Below are 16,469 nucleotides of genomic sequence, written 5' to 3'. Positions count from 1 at the left end.
TTATTGAATCGTTCTTTCCACTGTATAGACATCCCCGATCTGTTTTAAGCGATCCACTATTCTACGAAGATGACCAATATTGTGTATCAAAATAGTCACATGAATGACAGCAATCTTGTTACGGTCAGATCGTCCATTAACGGCAATAATGTTTGTCTTTGATTCATTAATTACCTGAAGGACATCATTAAGCAAACCTCTTCTGTCATAACCTGAGATTTCTAAATCTACATGATAAGATTTTGATTCAGACTCCTCATTTTCCCATTCTACATAAATTAATCGATCCTTTGCCTCATCTGTATTCACATTAGGACAATCTTTACGGTGGACGGATACACCTCGACCTTTGGTTATATAGCCAATTATCTCATCTCCGGGTACGGGATTACAGCACTTGGAAAGTCTTATTAGCATGTTTTCCACGCCTTCAACTTTCACCCCAGAATCTCGTTTTGATTTCTTCTTAATTGTTTCACCACTTGCGTTTACCTTTTCAATCGTTTCTTCAATATTCTGGTTTTCATCATGCTCTCGGAGCTTCTCTGTCATTCTTGTCACAATTTGTGCTGCTGTAATTCCGTGATAGCCAACTGCTGCAAACATATCCTCTTCAGAAGTAAAGCTGAACTTTTCCATTGACAATGTAATATTCTCTTCTGTCATGACATCTTTTGGTTCAAAACCAGCCGCCTTAATCTCTTGCTCTACAAGCTCTCGCCCTTTCGTCACATTTTCATCACGACGTTGTTTCTTGAAAAATTGCTTAATTTTATTCTTAGCTTGTGATGTTTGCGTCACTTTTAGCCAATCCTGTGATGGTCCATAAGAGTGCTTGGATGTCATAATCTCTACAATGTCACCATTTTTCAACCGATAGTCTAATGGCTCCATTTTACCATTAATTTTAGCACCGATCGTATGATTTCCTACCTCTGTATGAATTTTATAAGCAAAATCAATTGGCACAGATCCTCGCGGTAATTCAATTACTTCTCCCTTTGGAGTGAATACATATACCATGTCAGAGAATAAATCTACCTTTAATGATTCCATAAACTCTTCCGCATCATGTGCATCGTTTTGCCATTCTAAAATTTCCCTAAACCATGCTAGCTTATCTTCATTGGAATGCTGATTTTGCTTTAACCTTTTCCCTTCTTTGTATGCCCAATGTGCAGCAATCCCGAACTCGGCGATTTCATGCATTTCTTTTGTTCGTATTTGTACTTCTAAAGGTGCACCCTTTGGTCCAATTACGGTTGTGTGTAAGGATTGATATAGATTAGGCTTCGGCATGGCAATATAATCCTTAAACCTTCCTGGCATCGGCTTCCAACATGTATGAATGATACCAAGGACGGCATAACAATCCTTGATGCTGTTCACAATGATTCTTACCGCTAATAAATCGTATATTTCATTAAATTGTTTTTTTTGTATCACCATTTTTCGATAAATGCTATACAAATGTTTCGGACGACCGGAAAATTCTGCATAGATATTCACTTCATCTAGTTGTTTTTTTACTTCATCCATCACTTCTTGGATATAGTTTTCTCTTTCTTCACGCTTTTGTTTCATTAAATGAACAATTCGGTAATATTGCTGAGGATTTAAGTAACGTAATGCTGTATCCTCAAGCTCCCATTTAATGGTGGAAATACCGAGACGATGGGCAAGCGGCGCAAAGATTTCTAAAGTTTCATTGGAAATACGGCGCTGCTTTTCTGTCGGTAAATGCTTTAATGTCCGCATATTATGCAATCTATCCGCAAGCTTAATCAAGATCACGCGTATATCCTTTGCCATCGCAATGAACATTTTGCGATGATTTTCCGCTTGTTGCGCAGCTTTGGACATATATTTAATTTTTCCTAGCTTTGTCACCCCATCTACAAGCATGGCAACCTCTTCATTAAAATCTTTTTCTAGATCTTCAACTGTTACCGATGTGTCTTCTACCACATCATGCAAAAAACCACCAGCTATGGTTTCAGGGTCTAATTTGAGATCAATTAAGATACCTGCAACCTGAACTGGATGAATAATATAAGGTTCACCAGACTTACGAAACTGTCCTTCATGTGCCTTTACTGCATATTGATAAGCCTCTCTGATAAACCGAATATCTTCGTCGTTTAAATAACTTTCGGCTTGTTCAAATATTTCATCAGGCGTTAATATTTTGTCCTTTGCCATGTAATCACCTTTATTCTTAAAACTACTACTTCCACATTGTATGCGTTGTTGCTTCTAAGAGAAAATGGTTCAATGTTCTTTAAAAAGTTTGTTTTATATAGTGTACCAAAAAAAACAGTAATTTTCCTTAAATTTTCTTGCAAAACTCGACAAGCTTCTTCCTAAGATAAAAAATTAGTTGAATAATTATTCATTTATTGTACAAAAAAGCACTCCGAAGAGCACTTTTTTAATTAATATTCCATTAAAGTTAAAACATCATAGCCATCTAATTTGTCACGTCCATCTAAATAAGTTAACTCAATTAAGAATGCACAGCCGACCACTATACCACCGAGTTCCTCTACCAACTTAATCGTCGCTTCAATCGTACCACCAGTTGCGAGTAAATCGTCGGTAATTAGCACTCTTTGACCTGGCTTTATAGCGTCTTTATGAATCGTAAGTATATTCTTTCCATATTCTAAGCCATAATCGACCTTTATTACTTCACGCGGAAGCTTTCCTTCTTTTCTAACTGGTGCAAATCCAACTTCTAATGCATAGGACACCGGGCAACCGACAATGAATCCACGTGCCTCTGGGCCTACTACTAAATCAATTTGTTTCGATTTCGCATATTCTACGATTTCATTAACTGCTGACTTAAAGGCAGGTCCGTTGTCCATAAGTGTTGTAATATCCTTGAATCGAACACCCTCCTTCGGCCAATCCTCGACTACTGTTATATACTTTTTATAATCCATAAACCATTTCCTCCTCTGGCACTGCACCAGTGTTTAATTGTTGATCTATCCAGGCTTTCAGTTGCGGATAGGATGATAAATATAAAGTTTCTTCTACTTTCCTTTGCTCTTGAAGACTTTGATATAAAGAAGATGCCGTTAAATCTTTTTTTTCTGGACTTTGTTTCGGTATAATACGACCACCTTCTCTCGTCACAAAGTTAAGCTCGTGGAAAACTTGGAACATAAATTTTATTTTTTCTAGCTTCCAACCTTTATAGCTTGCCAGCTTAGGAGCATCGACTTTATAATCAAAAAATTGGCGCTGTAAAATTAATTGATACAGCCATTTAAACTCCTCTCTCGTTGGCAAAGTAGTAAAATAGGAGCTTTCTCTAGCCTGAAAACAAGCGTAAATTCTACTAGACTCCACCTTTTGCAAAAGGAAGGTTAATTCTTCTAATGTATTTGGTAAATCAAGTAAGTACAAGGCATTGACGGTTTTTTTCTCTTCTATCACTTGCCTAGCTTCTACCGCATCGATTACATCTTGATATAGATTTTCTTTAAAGTAAACAAAATATTGATCCGAACAAGTAGGGTCAATATGCTTTAACCATGATTGCTGTCCACGGTAGTCAAATAGCTGCCACTCTGATACTGCTAGATCCTTAAGAAATACCTGTGGTTTGCGAATTCCATTCCATTCATTTATTTGAAGTTCAACAACCGCCTCAAGCTTTGACTCCTTAGAAAGTTGATGAAAAAAAGCTCCTAAGCCAAAGCCGATTCCATCCATTACTGTACCAGCTTGCTCCAATTTGACCTTTAAATGATTTTTAGTTGCCCCAATCTGCCTTAGTTCAATTGGGGTTGCTTCGATATGAAAATTCGGCTTAGGATTATTCATTCCAAATGGCGCGAGCTGTTCCAGTTCTTTGATTACCGCAATATCAATATCCTTTAATGGTATTGTCGCATCAATTTTCAGCTGTGGTTTAAAATCTTCTTCTGTTAGGATAGTTTTAGCTTGTTGATCGAGCGCTTTTCTTAATGGCTCGATATTTTTTCTAGGGAGTGTCATCCCTGCAGCCTGAGCGTGTCCACCGAAATGGGTAAATAAATCCTTATGTTCCATCCCATTTTTAAATAAGTCAAAGCCTTCAATACTTCGTGCAGACCCTTTAGCGGTTTCTAATTCTGGATCAATAGCTAACACTATTGCAGGTCGATGATAGGTTTGTACGAGTCTAGAAGCAACGATACCAAGCACGCCTTGATTCCATCCTTCCTTGGCTACGACTAATACATCCATTTCTTCGGTATTACCCGATTGCTCTAATAACTCAATGGCTTCTTCTGCGATATTTGCGACAATCTTTTGGCGCTCTTTATTCAACTCCTGTACATATTGGACTAGCTCCTCTGCTTCTTCTTGATCTGTTGCTAATAGTAGATCCACCGCAATATTTGCATCCTGTAAACGCCCCACTGCATTTAGTCTTGGACCAATTCGAAATCCAATATCCTCTTCTGTCACCTGTCCATCAATAGAACATTGCTTTTTTAAAGCTTGTAGCCCAATTCGTTCTGTTGTGACCATTTCCTTTAATCCATATGATACAAGAACTCGATTTTCTCCTACTAAAGGTACTAAATCAGCGATAGTGCCTATAGCGACTAAATCAAGAAATTTCTTTGGAAAATATCCGAGTAACTGTGTAGCAAATTTAAAAGCAACACCAACTCCTGCCAATTCCTTGAATGGATAGTCTTCTGCACATTTTGGGTGGATAATAGCTAGCGCATCTGGTAATTCTTCCTGTACCTCGTGATGGTCTGTAATAATTACATCCATACCTAATTCATTCGCATAAGCGATTTCCTCTGTTCCTGCAATACCATTATCTACTGTTATAATAAGCTGAAAGCCTTGTCTGTGAATCTCTTGGAATGCCGCTTTATTTGGACCATAGCCTTCTGTAAAACGATTCGGTATATAGTAATCACACATGGCACCTTTTTCTCTTAATGCCTCCACCATTACAGTAGTAGAGGTGACACCATCTGCATCATAATCACCGTAAACTAATATACTTTCCCCTAGTTCTATCGCTTTCTCTACTCGGTTTACTGCTGACTCAATGGTAGAGAACAAGCTCGGATCGTGAAGGTTTTCAAGATTTGGTTGTAAAAAGTCATGGATTTCCTTTTCAGACTTTAGTCCTCGTTGCCATAGTAACTGCTTTACGATAGTGGAATATGGTAGATTTTCTATATCACTATAACGGGCATTTTCGTCGTCTTTATATGTAAAAATCCAATTTGATTGACTTGCTAACATAAATTCACCCCTGACTCACTTATTATACAAAAGTGTATCAAGGGTAGCAAACAGAATTATTCCAACTGTCTTATTTTCATTATTCAGTTATCCATATGCCCAGAAACATGAACTCCTCTTATTGTCTATCCTTTTCTCCAGAATCGAGCGAATTGGTTGCAGTGAATTCAGTAGAGGGATCTAGGTTCTCTCCACTTAGTTCTGATCTCAGTCTTTTGATTTCCTTATTCGCCCTTCTTAATCGAAATAATCCAACTGTAGCTGTTACAACCACTCCCATCAATACGGAAATAAGAATGATTAATATTAATGGCGCCCTACCTGTACCGAATAAATAATTCACTTCAACTGGTTCTACATTGATCACTGCAAAAATAGCGATAATGAGTGCAAATACCACAGTCACGATGATATAGGTTTGGCCTTTCATTTGTAAGCCTCCTCATTGTTGAATTTTCTTATCCTCATTATAAAGGAATAACTTTCCTGTGTCGATTTTTGCCATTTGATTTTAGAATTTAAAAATCCCTCCTGTAATAGGCTATCTATTATAGGAGAGATTATTATAAGAGATTTACTCAATGTTAAACTTGTGGCTTGTCGTTATACTTCTTCTCCTTGTATACAATTGGTTTTTCCTTGATCGATTTTCCTCTCCACACTAACCAAAGCTGTGCTGCAATGAATAAAGAGGAATACGTACCTGCAAATAAACCTATTACCAATGCAAACGAGAAATTAGTTATCGAAGACGCACCAAAGATTAATAACATGACTGCAGCAAAAATGACTGTCAGAACAGTATTAATACTTCTCGTCAAGGTTTCCATTAAACTCTTATTCACAATGTGGGCAAGTTCTCCGAATGAACGCACACGCTTTTTCTTTTTTAAGTTTTCTCGAATTCTGTCAAAGGTCACGATCGTATCATTAATGGAGTAACCAACAATCGTTAAAATTGCAGCAATGATGGTGATGTCAAAGTCTAGTCGGGTTATACTAAAGAATGTCAAGATGAAAAAGGCATCATGTAGTAAAGCAAGAATAGCCGTAACCGCAGAGTAAAACTCAAAACGGATGGTAATGTATATAATAATCCCAACCGATGCATACAATACGGCTAAAACAGCATTTTTCGCTAACTCTTTCCCAACAACTGGAGAAACGGTATTAATCGTTGGGGAGCTTCCGTATTTCTCTTCAAAATAGCTACGAATTTCTGCTACTTTATCTTTGGACAACTCCTTATCAAATTTGGCTACAGCGATGTTTTGATTGTCTCCAGAAAGTACGATAGGACCTGCGGGATTAAGGTCTAATGCTTCATAATGGGATTCCATTTCCTCTGTAGTTAAGGATTGATCGGCTAATACTTCGATTCTAGACCCTGACGTGAAATCAATTCCGACATTCAAACGGAAGACAGCTAAGCATATAATTCCTATCACGACCAATGCTAGGGAAACCGTAAAAAATTTCTTGCGATGCTTAACAAAATCAAACTGACGGCCAAACACCTTTGCTTGCACTTCTTCTTTACTGTTAATATCTTGGATTTGATCCTTCTTCACTCCAAACCAGCCGGGACGTTTGTTTAAGAAATTACTATTTACCCAAAAGCTTAGGAACAATCGTGAACCAAACACCGCTGTGACAAAGCTAAGCACAATACTTACTAATAGTAATGTAGCAAACCCTTTTACAGAGCTTGTCCCAAAGATAAACAAAACGGCTGCTGCGATCATCGTAGTTATATTCGCATCAAAAATAGTGGATAAAGAATGCTGATTTCCTGCCTTAAAAGCAGTCTTGATTGTTTTACCTTGCTTAAGTTCCTCTTTAATTCGTTCATACGTAATGATATTCGCATCAACTGCCATCCCAACACCTAAGACAAGTGCTGCAATACCTGGTAATGTTAAAACACCATTCATTAATTGGAATACTAGTAAAACTAAGTAAATGTAGATGCTCAATGTAATCGTCGCAATAATACCAGGGAATCGGTAATAAGCAATCATATAGATGAAGATAAGTGAAACACCTAAGAGACTTGCTAGTATTGTCTTATCTAATGCTTGTTGTCCAAATTGTGCACCCACCGAAGTAGAGTATTCCTCTTCTAAATCTACTGGTAAAGATCCAGCATTCAATACATCGGCAAGACGTTGTGCAGATTCTACCGTAAAGTTACCTGTAATTTGAATATCCGTTGTCCTTAATACTTCACTAAAGCCCGGTGCAGAGATAAATTTTGGATCTGACTTTGTTTTTTCTGTTTGATAGGAATCTCCATCTTCATAGTCCATCCAAATAACCACTCGATTTTCTAAATCAGGGTTGTTATAAATTTCTTGGGTGACATCGCCAAATAGGTCTTTATTTTTAAATTGGACGGTTACGATTGGCTCATTTGTTGTTTGATCGAAATCTTGTTTTGCACTACCTTCTACAATGTCAGAACCATCAAGATATTCCTTATCATTCACGTCGCGGAATGATAATTCTGCTTGTGTTGCAAGAAGTTCACGAGCTTCCTCCTGGTCCTTTACACCTGCTAATTGAACGCGAATCCGATTTGGTTCTTCAATATTAAAGCTAGGTTCACTTACCCCTAGTGCATTGACACGTTCAGAAAGAATCCTAACAGTGGATTCTAGCAATTCTGGTGTAACCTCCTGACTTTTATCGATTGGCTTGACTTCATATAGAACCTCAAATCCTCCTTGTAAATCAAGACCTAGATTGATTTTGCTTGCAACATTAGAAGATGTCGTACCAATTGTTGCACCTAAAATAATGACGATAAGAAAAAATGCAACAATTCTTCCTTTTTTTATCATATGTAAAGCCTCCCTACAAATTCAACACACAACTTATTCTCCAAATAGTGCTTTAATGGATTCCTGTAAATTAGTATCTTTAAATGATTGCATCGTTAAATAACTCATATATGTATTCGCATTTAAATGAAGGACATCTTGAACAGCCTCAAATAATTTCTTTTTAGGATCTCCTTTCCACACTTTTTCCGTTAGGCAATTCCATATATCATCCTTCGTTGTCTTGTGATATTCAAGCATATGAAATTCGTGGACCTTACTTTCTAACACTCCTTGTAAATCCTGTTTCCAAGCTGATACCTGTTTACTCACACACATTAGGAACCCTCCATCCTCTTTCCATCTGACAGATACTTATTCCATTATATACATTTTTAAGAAAATCGTCATGCTCGTCCTCTCCTCATGCATATAAATTATTGTATATGAAAATTTTCCATTTGAGAAGGTAGGTCGAGCAAAGTGACCAAGCAAAATTTTTTAAAAGGAACAATTATATTAATTATAGCAGGAATGATTACCAGATTTCTCGGTTTTATTAATCGAATTGTAATGGCACGTATAATGGGGGAAGAAGGGATTGGGTTATATAATATGGCCTTACCCACACTTTTCCTCATGTACACCATATCTCAGATTGGTTTACCTATTGCTATCTCCAAACGAGTCGCTGAAGCAGACGCCCGCAAGGATTTTAAAAAAATTAAACAAATTCTCGTCATATCACTAAGTATTACCATTACTCTAAGTATTTTTTCTTCTATACTTATGTATATCATTATTCCATATATTGCGGAGAATTTATTAACCGATGCAAGAGTGTATTATCCAATGCTTGCGATTATCCCTATCATTCCAATTAGCGCAGTCTCCGCTGTCATTCGTGGTTATTTTCAAGGTAGACAAAATATGAAGCCACAAAGTTATGCTCAAGTATTAGAACAAATTGTGAGGATCATTTTTATTATGATTCTTGTTCAATTCCTTGCACCTTATGGATTAGAATTTGCCGCTGCTGGTGCTATGCTTGCCGTAATTATAGGGGAGATTGTTTCATTGTTCCTAATGCTTCATATGTTCAAGCTTAAAAAACGAATTAAACTAAGACAGAATCTCTGGCAATATATTAAGTCGGGTAAAGAAACACTTAACGGACTACTATCCATTGCATTGCCAAGTACGGCAAGTCGAATGGTCGGATCGATTGGAAACTTTTTAGAGCCGATTCTCGTATCGCAAAGCTTAGCCATTGCAGGGTTCCAAACAGCTGTAGCGACAAGTCTTTATGGGGCACTTACCGGTTATGCGATCCCATTACTATACTTACCAACTTTTATTACCCACTCGTTAGCCGTTGCCCTTGTTCCGAATATTAGTGAAGCAGATGCCCATAATCACAAAAAATTAATACATTACCGCATCCATCAAGCGGTTAGATTATCCTTTGCATCAGGGGCGATTGCTACCGTCATTTTAACTTTATTTGCTGATGCGATCCTAACCTATATGTATGGTACCAATAATGCCAGCCTTTTTCTAAAAATTATGGCTCCATGCTTTTTATTTATGTATATTCAATTTCCTTTAAACGCCACATTACAAGCGTTAGATCTAGCAAAGCAAGCAATGTGGAACAATATTATTGCTATGATGGTTAAATTTATTGTTTTAATCGTCCTAACTTCCAATCCAATGTTTGGTATCTATGGTGCAGCTATTGCGATGTGTGTTGGAGTGGTAATTGGAACCATTCTTCACTTATTTGCCCTGTTCCGAACCATTCGTTTTCGTATTCCGCTAGTAATGCTATTTAAAATGATTGTTTTGGTTGGTTTAACCTCATGGCTAGGCTGGTTACTTTCCCATTTGTTTTCATTCCAATTACACCAGATGGTTACATTCTTTGTCATTGCGGTCATCTTATTATGCTTTTATATTCTACTTTTATTTAACCTCAAGTTTATCAGTCTGGAGGAAATACGACAATTGCGAAAAAAATAGCACTTCATAGTGAGTGCTATTTTTCATTTTTTTTATCTATATACCATTCTTTATTCGTATCGATGGAACAAAACGAAATCATATCTAGATCATGATAGTCCCGTTTTTTTAATTGATCTTCTAGCCAGGATGAATCCTTCCCAATTTGTTTCAGTGCATCCTTCTGTATCTTTCCATCCACAATTAACGGAAGTACAAGTCCATTTATTTTTTCACTAAACAATGTATCTGTCTGCTTTTTTTCAATGATCGAAAGTTTACCAGATGGCTCAAGAATAGCATAAGAGACCTTATTAATGCTCTCAATCCCATTCTCACGTAACTGTTGCAGTAAATCATCGAAATTAAAGCGATTTTTCTTCATTTCATATTCATCAATTTTTCCTTGTGAAATTATTATAGCAGGCCTGCCTTCAAACCAAGCACGAAATAGTGGACTTTTCAGTGAGATCCATGCGGTTAAACGCTGAATACCTAATAGGATAGCCATTGGAATTAAACCATAACCAAAAAATAAGCTGAGATCATCGATTGTAAGTACAGCAATTTCTGCAATCATAATGTAGACAACAATATCTAATAAACTTAGCTCCCCTATTTCTCTTTTTCCCATTAAACGGAAAATAATAACTACTACTAGATAATAAAATAAAGTTCGACCAATAAGCATCATGATCTCTTCTATGGACACTATGTCACATCCTCATCTTCATGATGTAACTTAGGGTATCCATTAAAAACGTCTTTATTCTATAATGGCTGTTGAAATGGTAGTAAATAACGAAAATAGACATAGATGGTTGTGATAATTAAACATAAAATCACTATCGGAATCCCATAGAGCATAAATTTCACGAAGGCTATTTTATTGTTACTTGCTTCTGCAAGTCCAGCTACGACTACATTTGCGGAAGCACCGATAAGGGTTGCGTTACCTCCAAGGCATGCACCTAATGCTAATGACCACCATAACGGGTCTAGGTTAGCCATTCCATAGGATTCAAATTCTTGAATGACTGGGATCATCGCAGCAACAAATGGAATATTATCGACAATTCCAGAGAATAATCCGGATGTCCATAGTAAAAGAAGAGATGTTTTGGCCATATCCCCTTCTGTCATCCACATGATAGAGCGTGCGAGCTCATCAATTACTCCAACTTCCTCTAATCCTCCAACGAGCATAAAAAGACCAATGAAGAAAAATAGGGTTACCCACTCGACCTGTTCAAATACCTTTTCTGTCTCCAATTGTTTTTCACTAAGCAATAACAGCATAATCGCACCAGTAAGGGCAATAATCGTCAAATCGACTTGTAGGACTGGATGGAGCATAAAGCCAATAATAGTTAATAACAGGATTAACAATGATTGATAGAGCAACGGACCTTTGATCAAATAATCAGATTCGTTCATAGTCATTAATTGCTTGGGATTTGTTAGTTCTTCTTTTTGTAATGATTTTCTAAAAAGTAGACATAAAATCATTAAAACAATCACAAATAAGAGAATCGCAATAGGTCCTGTGTGCTGTAAAAAAGAAACAAAATTCAATTGTGGTACCGCTTGGCCAATCATAATATTTGGCGGATCACCGATTAACGTAGCAGTTCCCCCAATATTAGCAGTAATAATAATCGTGAGAAGATATGGAAAGGACGGAAGCTTCAATAGATCTGTTAATGTTAGAATAACAGGAACAAACAATAAAACGGTTGTAACATTATCTAAAAAAGCGGAGCCTACTGCTGTTAAGATGGCAATTCCAATTAATAATGGGATTGGCTTTCCTTTAACAAGCTTTGCTAGCCATATCGCTACAAAAGAAAATACTCCCGTTTTTTTTGTGATCGATACAAGTACCATCATCGCAAATAATAATGCAACTGTGTTCCAGTCAATATATCGCGTAATGGCATCCTCCCAATGATAGACATCTGTTAAAAGTAATAAAAGTCCCCCCGCTAGTGCGACGACCGCTCGGTTTATTTTTTCTGACATAATAAAAATATAGCTAACAATAAAAATAACAATTGCAAAAGTTACTCCCAACCAATGACACCTCCAACTATTACTTACAAACCTATATTAATCATTTATATTCGTACAAGCCTAAACTATTCTAAATTCAACTGGACATGCATAAATAATGATTAAATGGAATTACGAGGAGGGAAGATAAATGAAAACTTTTGTAAGTGTTTTGTTTGGTTGGATAGGTATCTTTATTGTTCTATTTGTCGCGAGCCTCATACTAGCATTATTACTTCGCTTTACTTCATTTGGCGAATCAACGATGGAGCTAGTTACACTGCTGATTAGTTTTTTAGCCTTGTTTACCGGGGGATTTATTGCAGGGCTAAAAGCGAAGAATAAAGGAATTCTCGTTGGTGCAATTACAAGTCTTTTATTTACACTATTTGTTTTTTGCTATCGGTATTTAGGACTAGATTCTGTGTTTACTATTGTGGAAATGGTTCATCATACGACCTATTTATTATTAGCCATCATAGGAGCAATTGTTGGAGTAAATCTCTCGGGGGAAGACGAGCAAACAAATTCATAGGAAGATACACCTGAAAGTGACTTTAGTTCTACGTTTTTTCACAAGCTAAAAACAAGCACTCCCAAAAAGAGAGTGCTTGTCTTATTTAGCTTGATACGACATCACGAATTGCTGAACGATCATATGTAAGTTTCGTACCTTCATTCGTAATTATGATCACTGTATCTTCATCTAATGCATGTACTGTCCCATGGAAACCACCAATTGTGACAATTTTGTCTCCCTTTTTCAAATCAGACTGCATTTGGCGTACCTGTTTCTGTTTCTTTTGTTGTGGACGAATCAAAAGAAAATAGAAAATCACAATCATTAGTATCAATGGTGCAAATGTCAATAATCCTTCCATTGTCTAATATTCCCCCTTTCCACTTAAAAGTTTTTTGCGTTCGGTTTATTAAAACCATATTGTTCAAAGAATTCTTCTCTGAAATCTCCAAGTCGGTCTTGCTTGATCGCTTCACGGACTTGTTCCATTAATTTTAACAGAAAATATAGATTATGATAAGTAGTAAGTCTGAAACCGAAAGTTTCATTTGCCTTCACAAGATGTCGAATGTATGCACGTGTGTAATTTTGACAGGTATGACAATCACAATTCGGATCGATCGGATTGAAATCACGTGCATACTTAGCATTTCTTACAACTAATCGACCTTCTGATGTCATACATGTACCATTACGTGCAATTCTAGTAGGCAGGACACAATCAAACATATCGATCCCACGTATTGCTCCATCTATTAACGAATCAGGAGAACCAACTCCCATCAAATAGCGCGGTTTGCTAGATGGTAGCAATGGTGTTGTAAATTCTAGCACCCTATTCATCACATCTTTCGGTTCTCCCACAGATAAACCACCGATGGCATAGCCAGGAAAATCAAGGGAGGTTAAATCACGCGCACTTAATCGTCTTAAATCTTCATATTCTCCACCTTGTACTATACCGAATAAACCTTGTACATCTTTTCTCTCATGAGCCTCTAAGCAACGTTCTGCCCACCTACTAGTTCTTTCGACCGATTTTTTCATATAATCATGCTCTGCAGGATATGGTGGACATTCATCAAATGCCATCATAATATCTGAACCGAGTGCATTTTGAATTTGCATCGCTTTCTCTGGAGAAAGGAAGAGCTTCTCTCCATTTAGATGATTACGAAAATGTACTCCTTCCTCCTCGATTTTACGCAAATCACTTAAACTAAACACTTGAAAGCCACCAGAATCTGTTAGTATTGCACCATTCCAATTCATAAAGGAATGGAGACCGCCAGCTTCCTTAACAATGTCATGACCAGGTCTCAGCCATAAATGATAAGTGTTTGATAAAATTATATTTGCTCCCATCTCTTTTAATTCCTCTGGGCTCATCGTTTTTACGGTTGCTAATGTCCCAACTGGCATAAATGCAGGAGTATCAAAAGATCCGTGTGGAGTATGAACTCTACCTAGCCTTGCACCAGTTTGTTTACATGTTTTAATATGTTCATATGTAATTGCACTCATGTATATAATCCCTTCATTTAAATAATTAACATTGCATCCCCAAAGCTAAAGAATCGGTACTTTTCTTTTACTGCTTGGTTGTAAGCTTCCAATATAAATTCGCGATCAGCTAAGGCACTTACTAGCATGATTAAAGTAGATTTTGGCAAATGGAAATTTGTAATTAATCCATCTATTGCTTGAAATTGATATGGTGGATAGATAAAGATATCTGTCCAGCCATTTCGCTCCTCAAAATTTCCACCCGTATCTCTTGCGATCGTTTCAAGTGTTCTCGTTGAAGTAGTACCTACTGATATAATACGACCACCGCGTTTTTTTACTTTATTAAGCTGCTCTGCTGTTTCACTTGTCATTTGATAGAATTCTGCATGCATTTCATGTGTCGTAACATCCTCCACACTTACAGGTCGAAAAGTTCCTAAGCCAACATGCAATGTAATAAAGGCAATCTCCACACCTTTTTGCTTTATTTCTTCCAATAATTCATCAGTAAAGTGTAAGCCTGCTGTTGGAGCCGCGGCAGACCCTTGCTCCCTAGCAAAGACCGTCTGATAGCGATCTTTCTCCTCCAGCTGTTCTTTAATATAAGGTGGAAGCGGCATTTCCCCTAACTCATCTAATACTTCATAAAAAATTCCTTGATAACGAAACCGAAGAATGCGGCCACCATGCTCTTTAGTATCAACACAAATCGCTCGAAGCTTTCCATCACCAAAACTAATTTCTGTACCTATTTGGATTTTGCGAGCGGGTTTGACTAATACCTCCCAGTCATCCTGTTCCATTTGGGTAAGGAGTAATACTTCCACTTTTGCTCCAGTATCTTTTTTTGTACCAAATAACCGTGCTGGTAACACCTTTGTATCATTCAGTACAAGGCAATCGCCCTTTTCCAAAAAATCTAATACATCATAAAAGTGATGGTGGGAAATGGTGCGCATTTCTCTGTTTAATACCATTAATCGTGAGCTTGAACGGTCTTTTAATGGTGTTTGTGCAATCAACTTTTCTGGTAATTCAAAATCAAAATCATCAATCTTCATTTCGTGACTCCTCTTAGTAAATCTAACCTTTTATTTAAATCGTCCTATTAAGTAAAATATCAGACTTAGGATAATGCTGACAACGATAGATGTCATAATTGGAAAATGAAAGGAAATATTCCCCTTTTTAAAACTAATATCACCTGGTAATTTCCCGACAAATCCCCACAATAACCCTACTATAATGAGAATAACTCCTATTACAATAAAGATTTTGCCAATATCCGTCAAGTATGAGGCACCTCCATATTAAAGTGAAGATAGGCCTTCGCTGTTACCAAACGCCCCCTAGGTGTACGCTGTAAAAACCCTTGCTGTAGCAAGAATGGTTCATAAACATCTTCAATAGTTTGCGATTCTTCCCCAATTGTTGCTGCAATCGTGTCTAGTCCTACTGGGCCTCCTTGGAAGCTCTCAATCATAGCAAGTAATAGCTTATGATCGATTTGGTCTAATCCGGCATCATCAACTTGTAGCATTTTCAGTGCCCGCTGTGTTGTCTCTTTTGAAATCGAAGTTTCTCCAGTAACCTGAGAAATATCGCGAACTCTCTTTAATAGTCTATTTGCAATTCTAGGAGTTCCTCGAGATCGACGTGCAACCTCTAATGCCGCTTGTTTATCAATTTTGACCTCAAAAATATCAGCTGTTCTTTCCACAATTGCGCATAAATCCACCATTTCGTAAAACTCTAGGCGGCTTAGGACACCAAATCGGTCTCTTAGTGGGGCAGTGAGCAACCCTGCTCTGGTAGTAGCACCAATTAAAGTAAATGGTGGAAGATCTAATTGAACAGAACGTGCGCTTGGACCTGTTCCAATGACGATATCCAAACAAAAATCCTCCATAGCTGGATATAAGATTTCTTCCACTGCGCGAGGCAATCGATGAATTTCATCAATGAATAATACATCGCCTACTTCGAGGGATGACAAGATTGCCGCCAAATCGCCGGAACGTTCTATTGCAGGACCTGATGTTGATTTAAATTGAACACCCATCTCATTTGCGATAATTTGTGCCATCGTTGTTTTCCCGAGCCCAGGTGGTCCATATAGTAAAACATGGTCTAAAGGTTCGTTACGCATTTTCGCTGCTTCAATGAAAATCGCTAAATTTTCTTTTGCTTTATGTTGACCAATATATTGTTTTAATAGCTTTGGCCGGAGACTAAGCTCTTCCAATGCCTCTTGCTCCTGTATTTCTCCGGAGATGATTCTATCGTCCATTTGC

The 16,469-nt window shown here is 37.3% G+C and carries 15 protein-coding genes; 2 read left to right on the top strand and 13 right to left on the bottom strand.

Annotated elements, in window-relative coordinates:
* The 6 genes from ACZ5N5_RS14030 to ACZ5N5_RS14005 form a co-directional block, all read right to left on the bottom strand.
* Positions 1–2,202 (bottom strand): RelA/SpoT family protein, encoded by a 2,202-nt coding sequence (locus ACZ5N5_RS14030; protein WP_464372669.1) that lies wholly within the window; start codon positions 2,200–2,202, stop codon positions 1–3.
* Positions 2,203–2,435: 233 nt separating this feature from the next.
* Entirely contained in the window at positions 2,436–2,948 is a 513-nt protein-coding gene (locus ACZ5N5_RS14025; RefSeq protein WP_054787799.1) for an adenine phosphoribosyltransferase, read from the bottom strand.
* A complete protein-coding gene (gene recJ / locus ACZ5N5_RS14020) occupies positions 2,938–5,271 on the bottom strand; it encodes a single-stranded-DNA-specific exonuclease RecJ (RefSeq protein WP_464372668.1) in 2,334 nt (777 codons plus the stop codon). Before recJ ends, ACZ5N5_RS14025 begins: the two co-directional genes overlap by 11 nt.
* 118 nt (positions 5,272–5,389) lie before the next feature.
* Positions 5,390–5,701, bottom strand: coding sequence for a lipopolysaccharide assembly protein LapA domain-containing protein (locus tag ACZ5N5_RS14015; protein ID WP_054787800.1), 312 nt, complete (start codon positions 5,699–5,701; stop codon positions 5,390–5,392).
* Positions 5,702–5,855: 154 nt separating this feature from the next.
* Positions 5,856–8,114 carry a protein translocase subunit SecDF gene (gene secDF / locus ACZ5N5_RS14010; protein WP_109984075.1) on the bottom strand — a complete coding sequence of 753 codons (2,259 nt, stop codon included), beginning with the start codon at positions 8,112–8,114 and terminating at the stop codon, positions 5,856–5,858.
* A gap of 33 nt (positions 8,115–8,147) precedes the next feature.
* On the bottom strand, positions 8,148–8,432 hold the full coding sequence (locus ACZ5N5_RS14005; protein ID WP_054787801.1) for a post-transcriptional regulator: 285 nt from the start codon (positions 8,430–8,432) through the stop codon (positions 8,148–8,150).
* A 144-nt stretch (positions 8,433–8,576) separates the two neighbouring features.
* Here ACZ5N5_RS14005 and spoVB point away from each other — a divergent pair, with 144 nt between their 5' ends.
* Positions 8,577–10,115, top strand: coding sequence for a stage V sporulation protein B (gene spoVB, locus ACZ5N5_RS14000; protein ID WP_464372667.1), 1,539 nt, complete (start codon positions 8,577–8,579; stop codon positions 10,113–10,115).
* Positions 10,116–10,131: 16 nt separating this feature from the next.
* Here the strand turns inward: spoVB and ACZ5N5_RS13995 are convergent, their stop codons facing one another.
* Both ACZ5N5_RS13995 and ACZ5N5_RS13990 read right to left on the bottom strand, forming a co-directional pair.
* Positions 10,132–10,806, bottom strand: a complete 675-nt coding sequence (locus tag ACZ5N5_RS13995; protein WP_425454572.1) for a DUF421 domain-containing protein — start codon at positions 10,804–10,806, stop codon at positions 10,132–10,134.
* 59 nt (positions 10,807–10,865) lie between these two features.
* Positions 10,866–12,167: an ArsB/NhaD family transporter gene (locus ACZ5N5_RS13990; protein ID WP_109984073.1), complete on the bottom strand. Its 1,302-nt coding sequence runs from the start codon at positions 12,165–12,167 to the stop codon at positions 10,866–10,868.
* A gap of 130 nt (positions 12,168–12,297) precedes the next feature.
* Here ACZ5N5_RS13990 and ACZ5N5_RS13985 point away from each other — a divergent pair, with 130 nt between their 5' ends.
* Entirely contained in the window at positions 12,298–12,681 is a 384-nt protein-coding gene (locus ACZ5N5_RS13985) for a TIGR04086 family membrane protein (RefSeq protein ID WP_109984072.1), read from the top strand.
* Between the two features lie 85 nt (positions 12,682–12,766).
* On the opposite strand, the gene yajC is transcribed toward ACZ5N5_RS13985, so the two are convergent.
* From yajC to ruvB, 5 genes are read right to left on the bottom strand one after another with little or no spacing between them, the layout of a single operon-like run.
* Positions 12,767–13,027 (bottom strand): preprotein translocase subunit YajC, encoded by a 261-nt coding sequence (gene yajC, locus ACZ5N5_RS13980; RefSeq protein WP_054787802.1) that lies wholly within the window; start codon positions 13,025–13,027, stop codon positions 12,767–12,769.
* 23 nt (positions 13,028–13,050) lie between these two features.
* Positions 13,051–14,190 carry a tRNA guanosine(34) transglycosylase Tgt gene (gene tgt, locus ACZ5N5_RS13975; protein ID WP_109984071.1) on the bottom strand — a complete coding sequence of 380 codons (1,140 nt, stop codon included), beginning with the start codon at positions 14,188–14,190 and terminating at the stop codon, positions 13,051–13,053.
* A 17-nt stretch (positions 14,191–14,207) separates the two neighbouring features.
* Positions 14,208–15,236, bottom strand: a complete 1,029-nt coding sequence (queA, locus tag ACZ5N5_RS13970; RefSeq protein WP_109984070.1) for a tRNA preQ1(34) S-adenosylmethionine ribosyltransferase-isomerase QueA — start codon at positions 15,234–15,236, stop codon at positions 14,208–14,210.
* A gap of 30 nt (positions 15,237–15,266) precedes the next feature.
* Complete coding sequence (locus tag ACZ5N5_RS13965; protein WP_054787803.1) at positions 15,267–15,467, bottom strand: DUF2905 domain-containing protein; 201 nt, start codon at positions 15,465–15,467, stop codon at positions 15,267–15,269.
* Entirely contained in the window at positions 15,464–16,465 is a 1,002-nt protein-coding gene (gene ruvB, locus ACZ5N5_RS13960; RefSeq protein ID WP_054787804.1) for a Holliday junction branch migration DNA helicase RuvB, read from the bottom strand. The genes ACZ5N5_RS13965 and ruvB overlap by 4 nt, the downstream gene beginning before the upstream one ends.
* Positions 16,466–16,469 lie beyond the last annotated feature (4 nt).

The sequence above is a fragment of the Gracilibacillus sp. JCM 18966 genome (assembly GCF_055392695.1).
Note: the sequence above shows the minus strand (reverse complement) of the source record. Positions and strands in the feature narration are given on the sequence as shown.

Excerpts from the sequence above, each read along its gene's own strand:
- ACZ5N5_RS14030 (WP_464372669.1), bottom strand. The coding sequence starts at position 2,202 with ATGGCAAAGGACAAAATATTAACGCCTGATGAAATATTTGAACAAGCC.
- yajC (WP_054787802.1), bottom strand. The coding sequence starts at position 13,027 with ATGGAAGGATTATTGACATTTGCACCATTGATACTAATGATTGTGATT.
- ACZ5N5_RS14015 (WP_054787800.1), bottom strand. The coding sequence starts at position 5,701 with ATGAAAGGCCAAACCTATATCATCGTGACTGTGGTATTTGCACTCATT.
- tgt (WP_109984071.1), bottom strand. The coding sequence starts at position 14,190 with ATGAGTGCAATTACATATGAACATATTAAAACATGTAAACAAACTGGT.
- ruvB (WP_054787804.1), bottom strand. The coding sequence starts at position 16,465 with ATGGACGATAGAATCATCTCCGGAGAAATACAGGAGCAAGAGGCATTG.
- secDF (WP_109984075.1), bottom strand. The coding sequence starts at position 8,114 with ATGATAAAAAAAGGAAGAATTGTTGCATTTTTTCTTATCGTCATTATT.
- recJ (WP_464372668.1), bottom strand. The coding sequence starts at position 5,271 with ATGTTAGCAAGTCAATCAAATTGGATTTTTACATATAAAGACGACGAA.
- ACZ5N5_RS14025 (WP_054787799.1), bottom strand. The coding sequence starts at position 2,948 with ATGGATTATAAAAAGTATATAACAGTAGTCGAGGATTGGCCGAAGGAG.
- queA (WP_109984070.1), bottom strand. The coding sequence starts at position 15,236 with ATGAAGATTGATGATTTTGATTTTGAATTACCAGAAAAGTTGATTGCA.
- ACZ5N5_RS13985 (WP_109984072.1), top strand. The coding sequence starts at position 12,298 with ATGAAAACTTTTGTAAGTGTTTTGTTTGGTTGGATAGGTATCTTTATT.
- ACZ5N5_RS14005 (WP_054787801.1), bottom strand. The coding sequence starts at position 8,432 with ATGTGTGTGAGTAAACAGGTATCAGCTTGGAAACAGGATTTACAAGGA.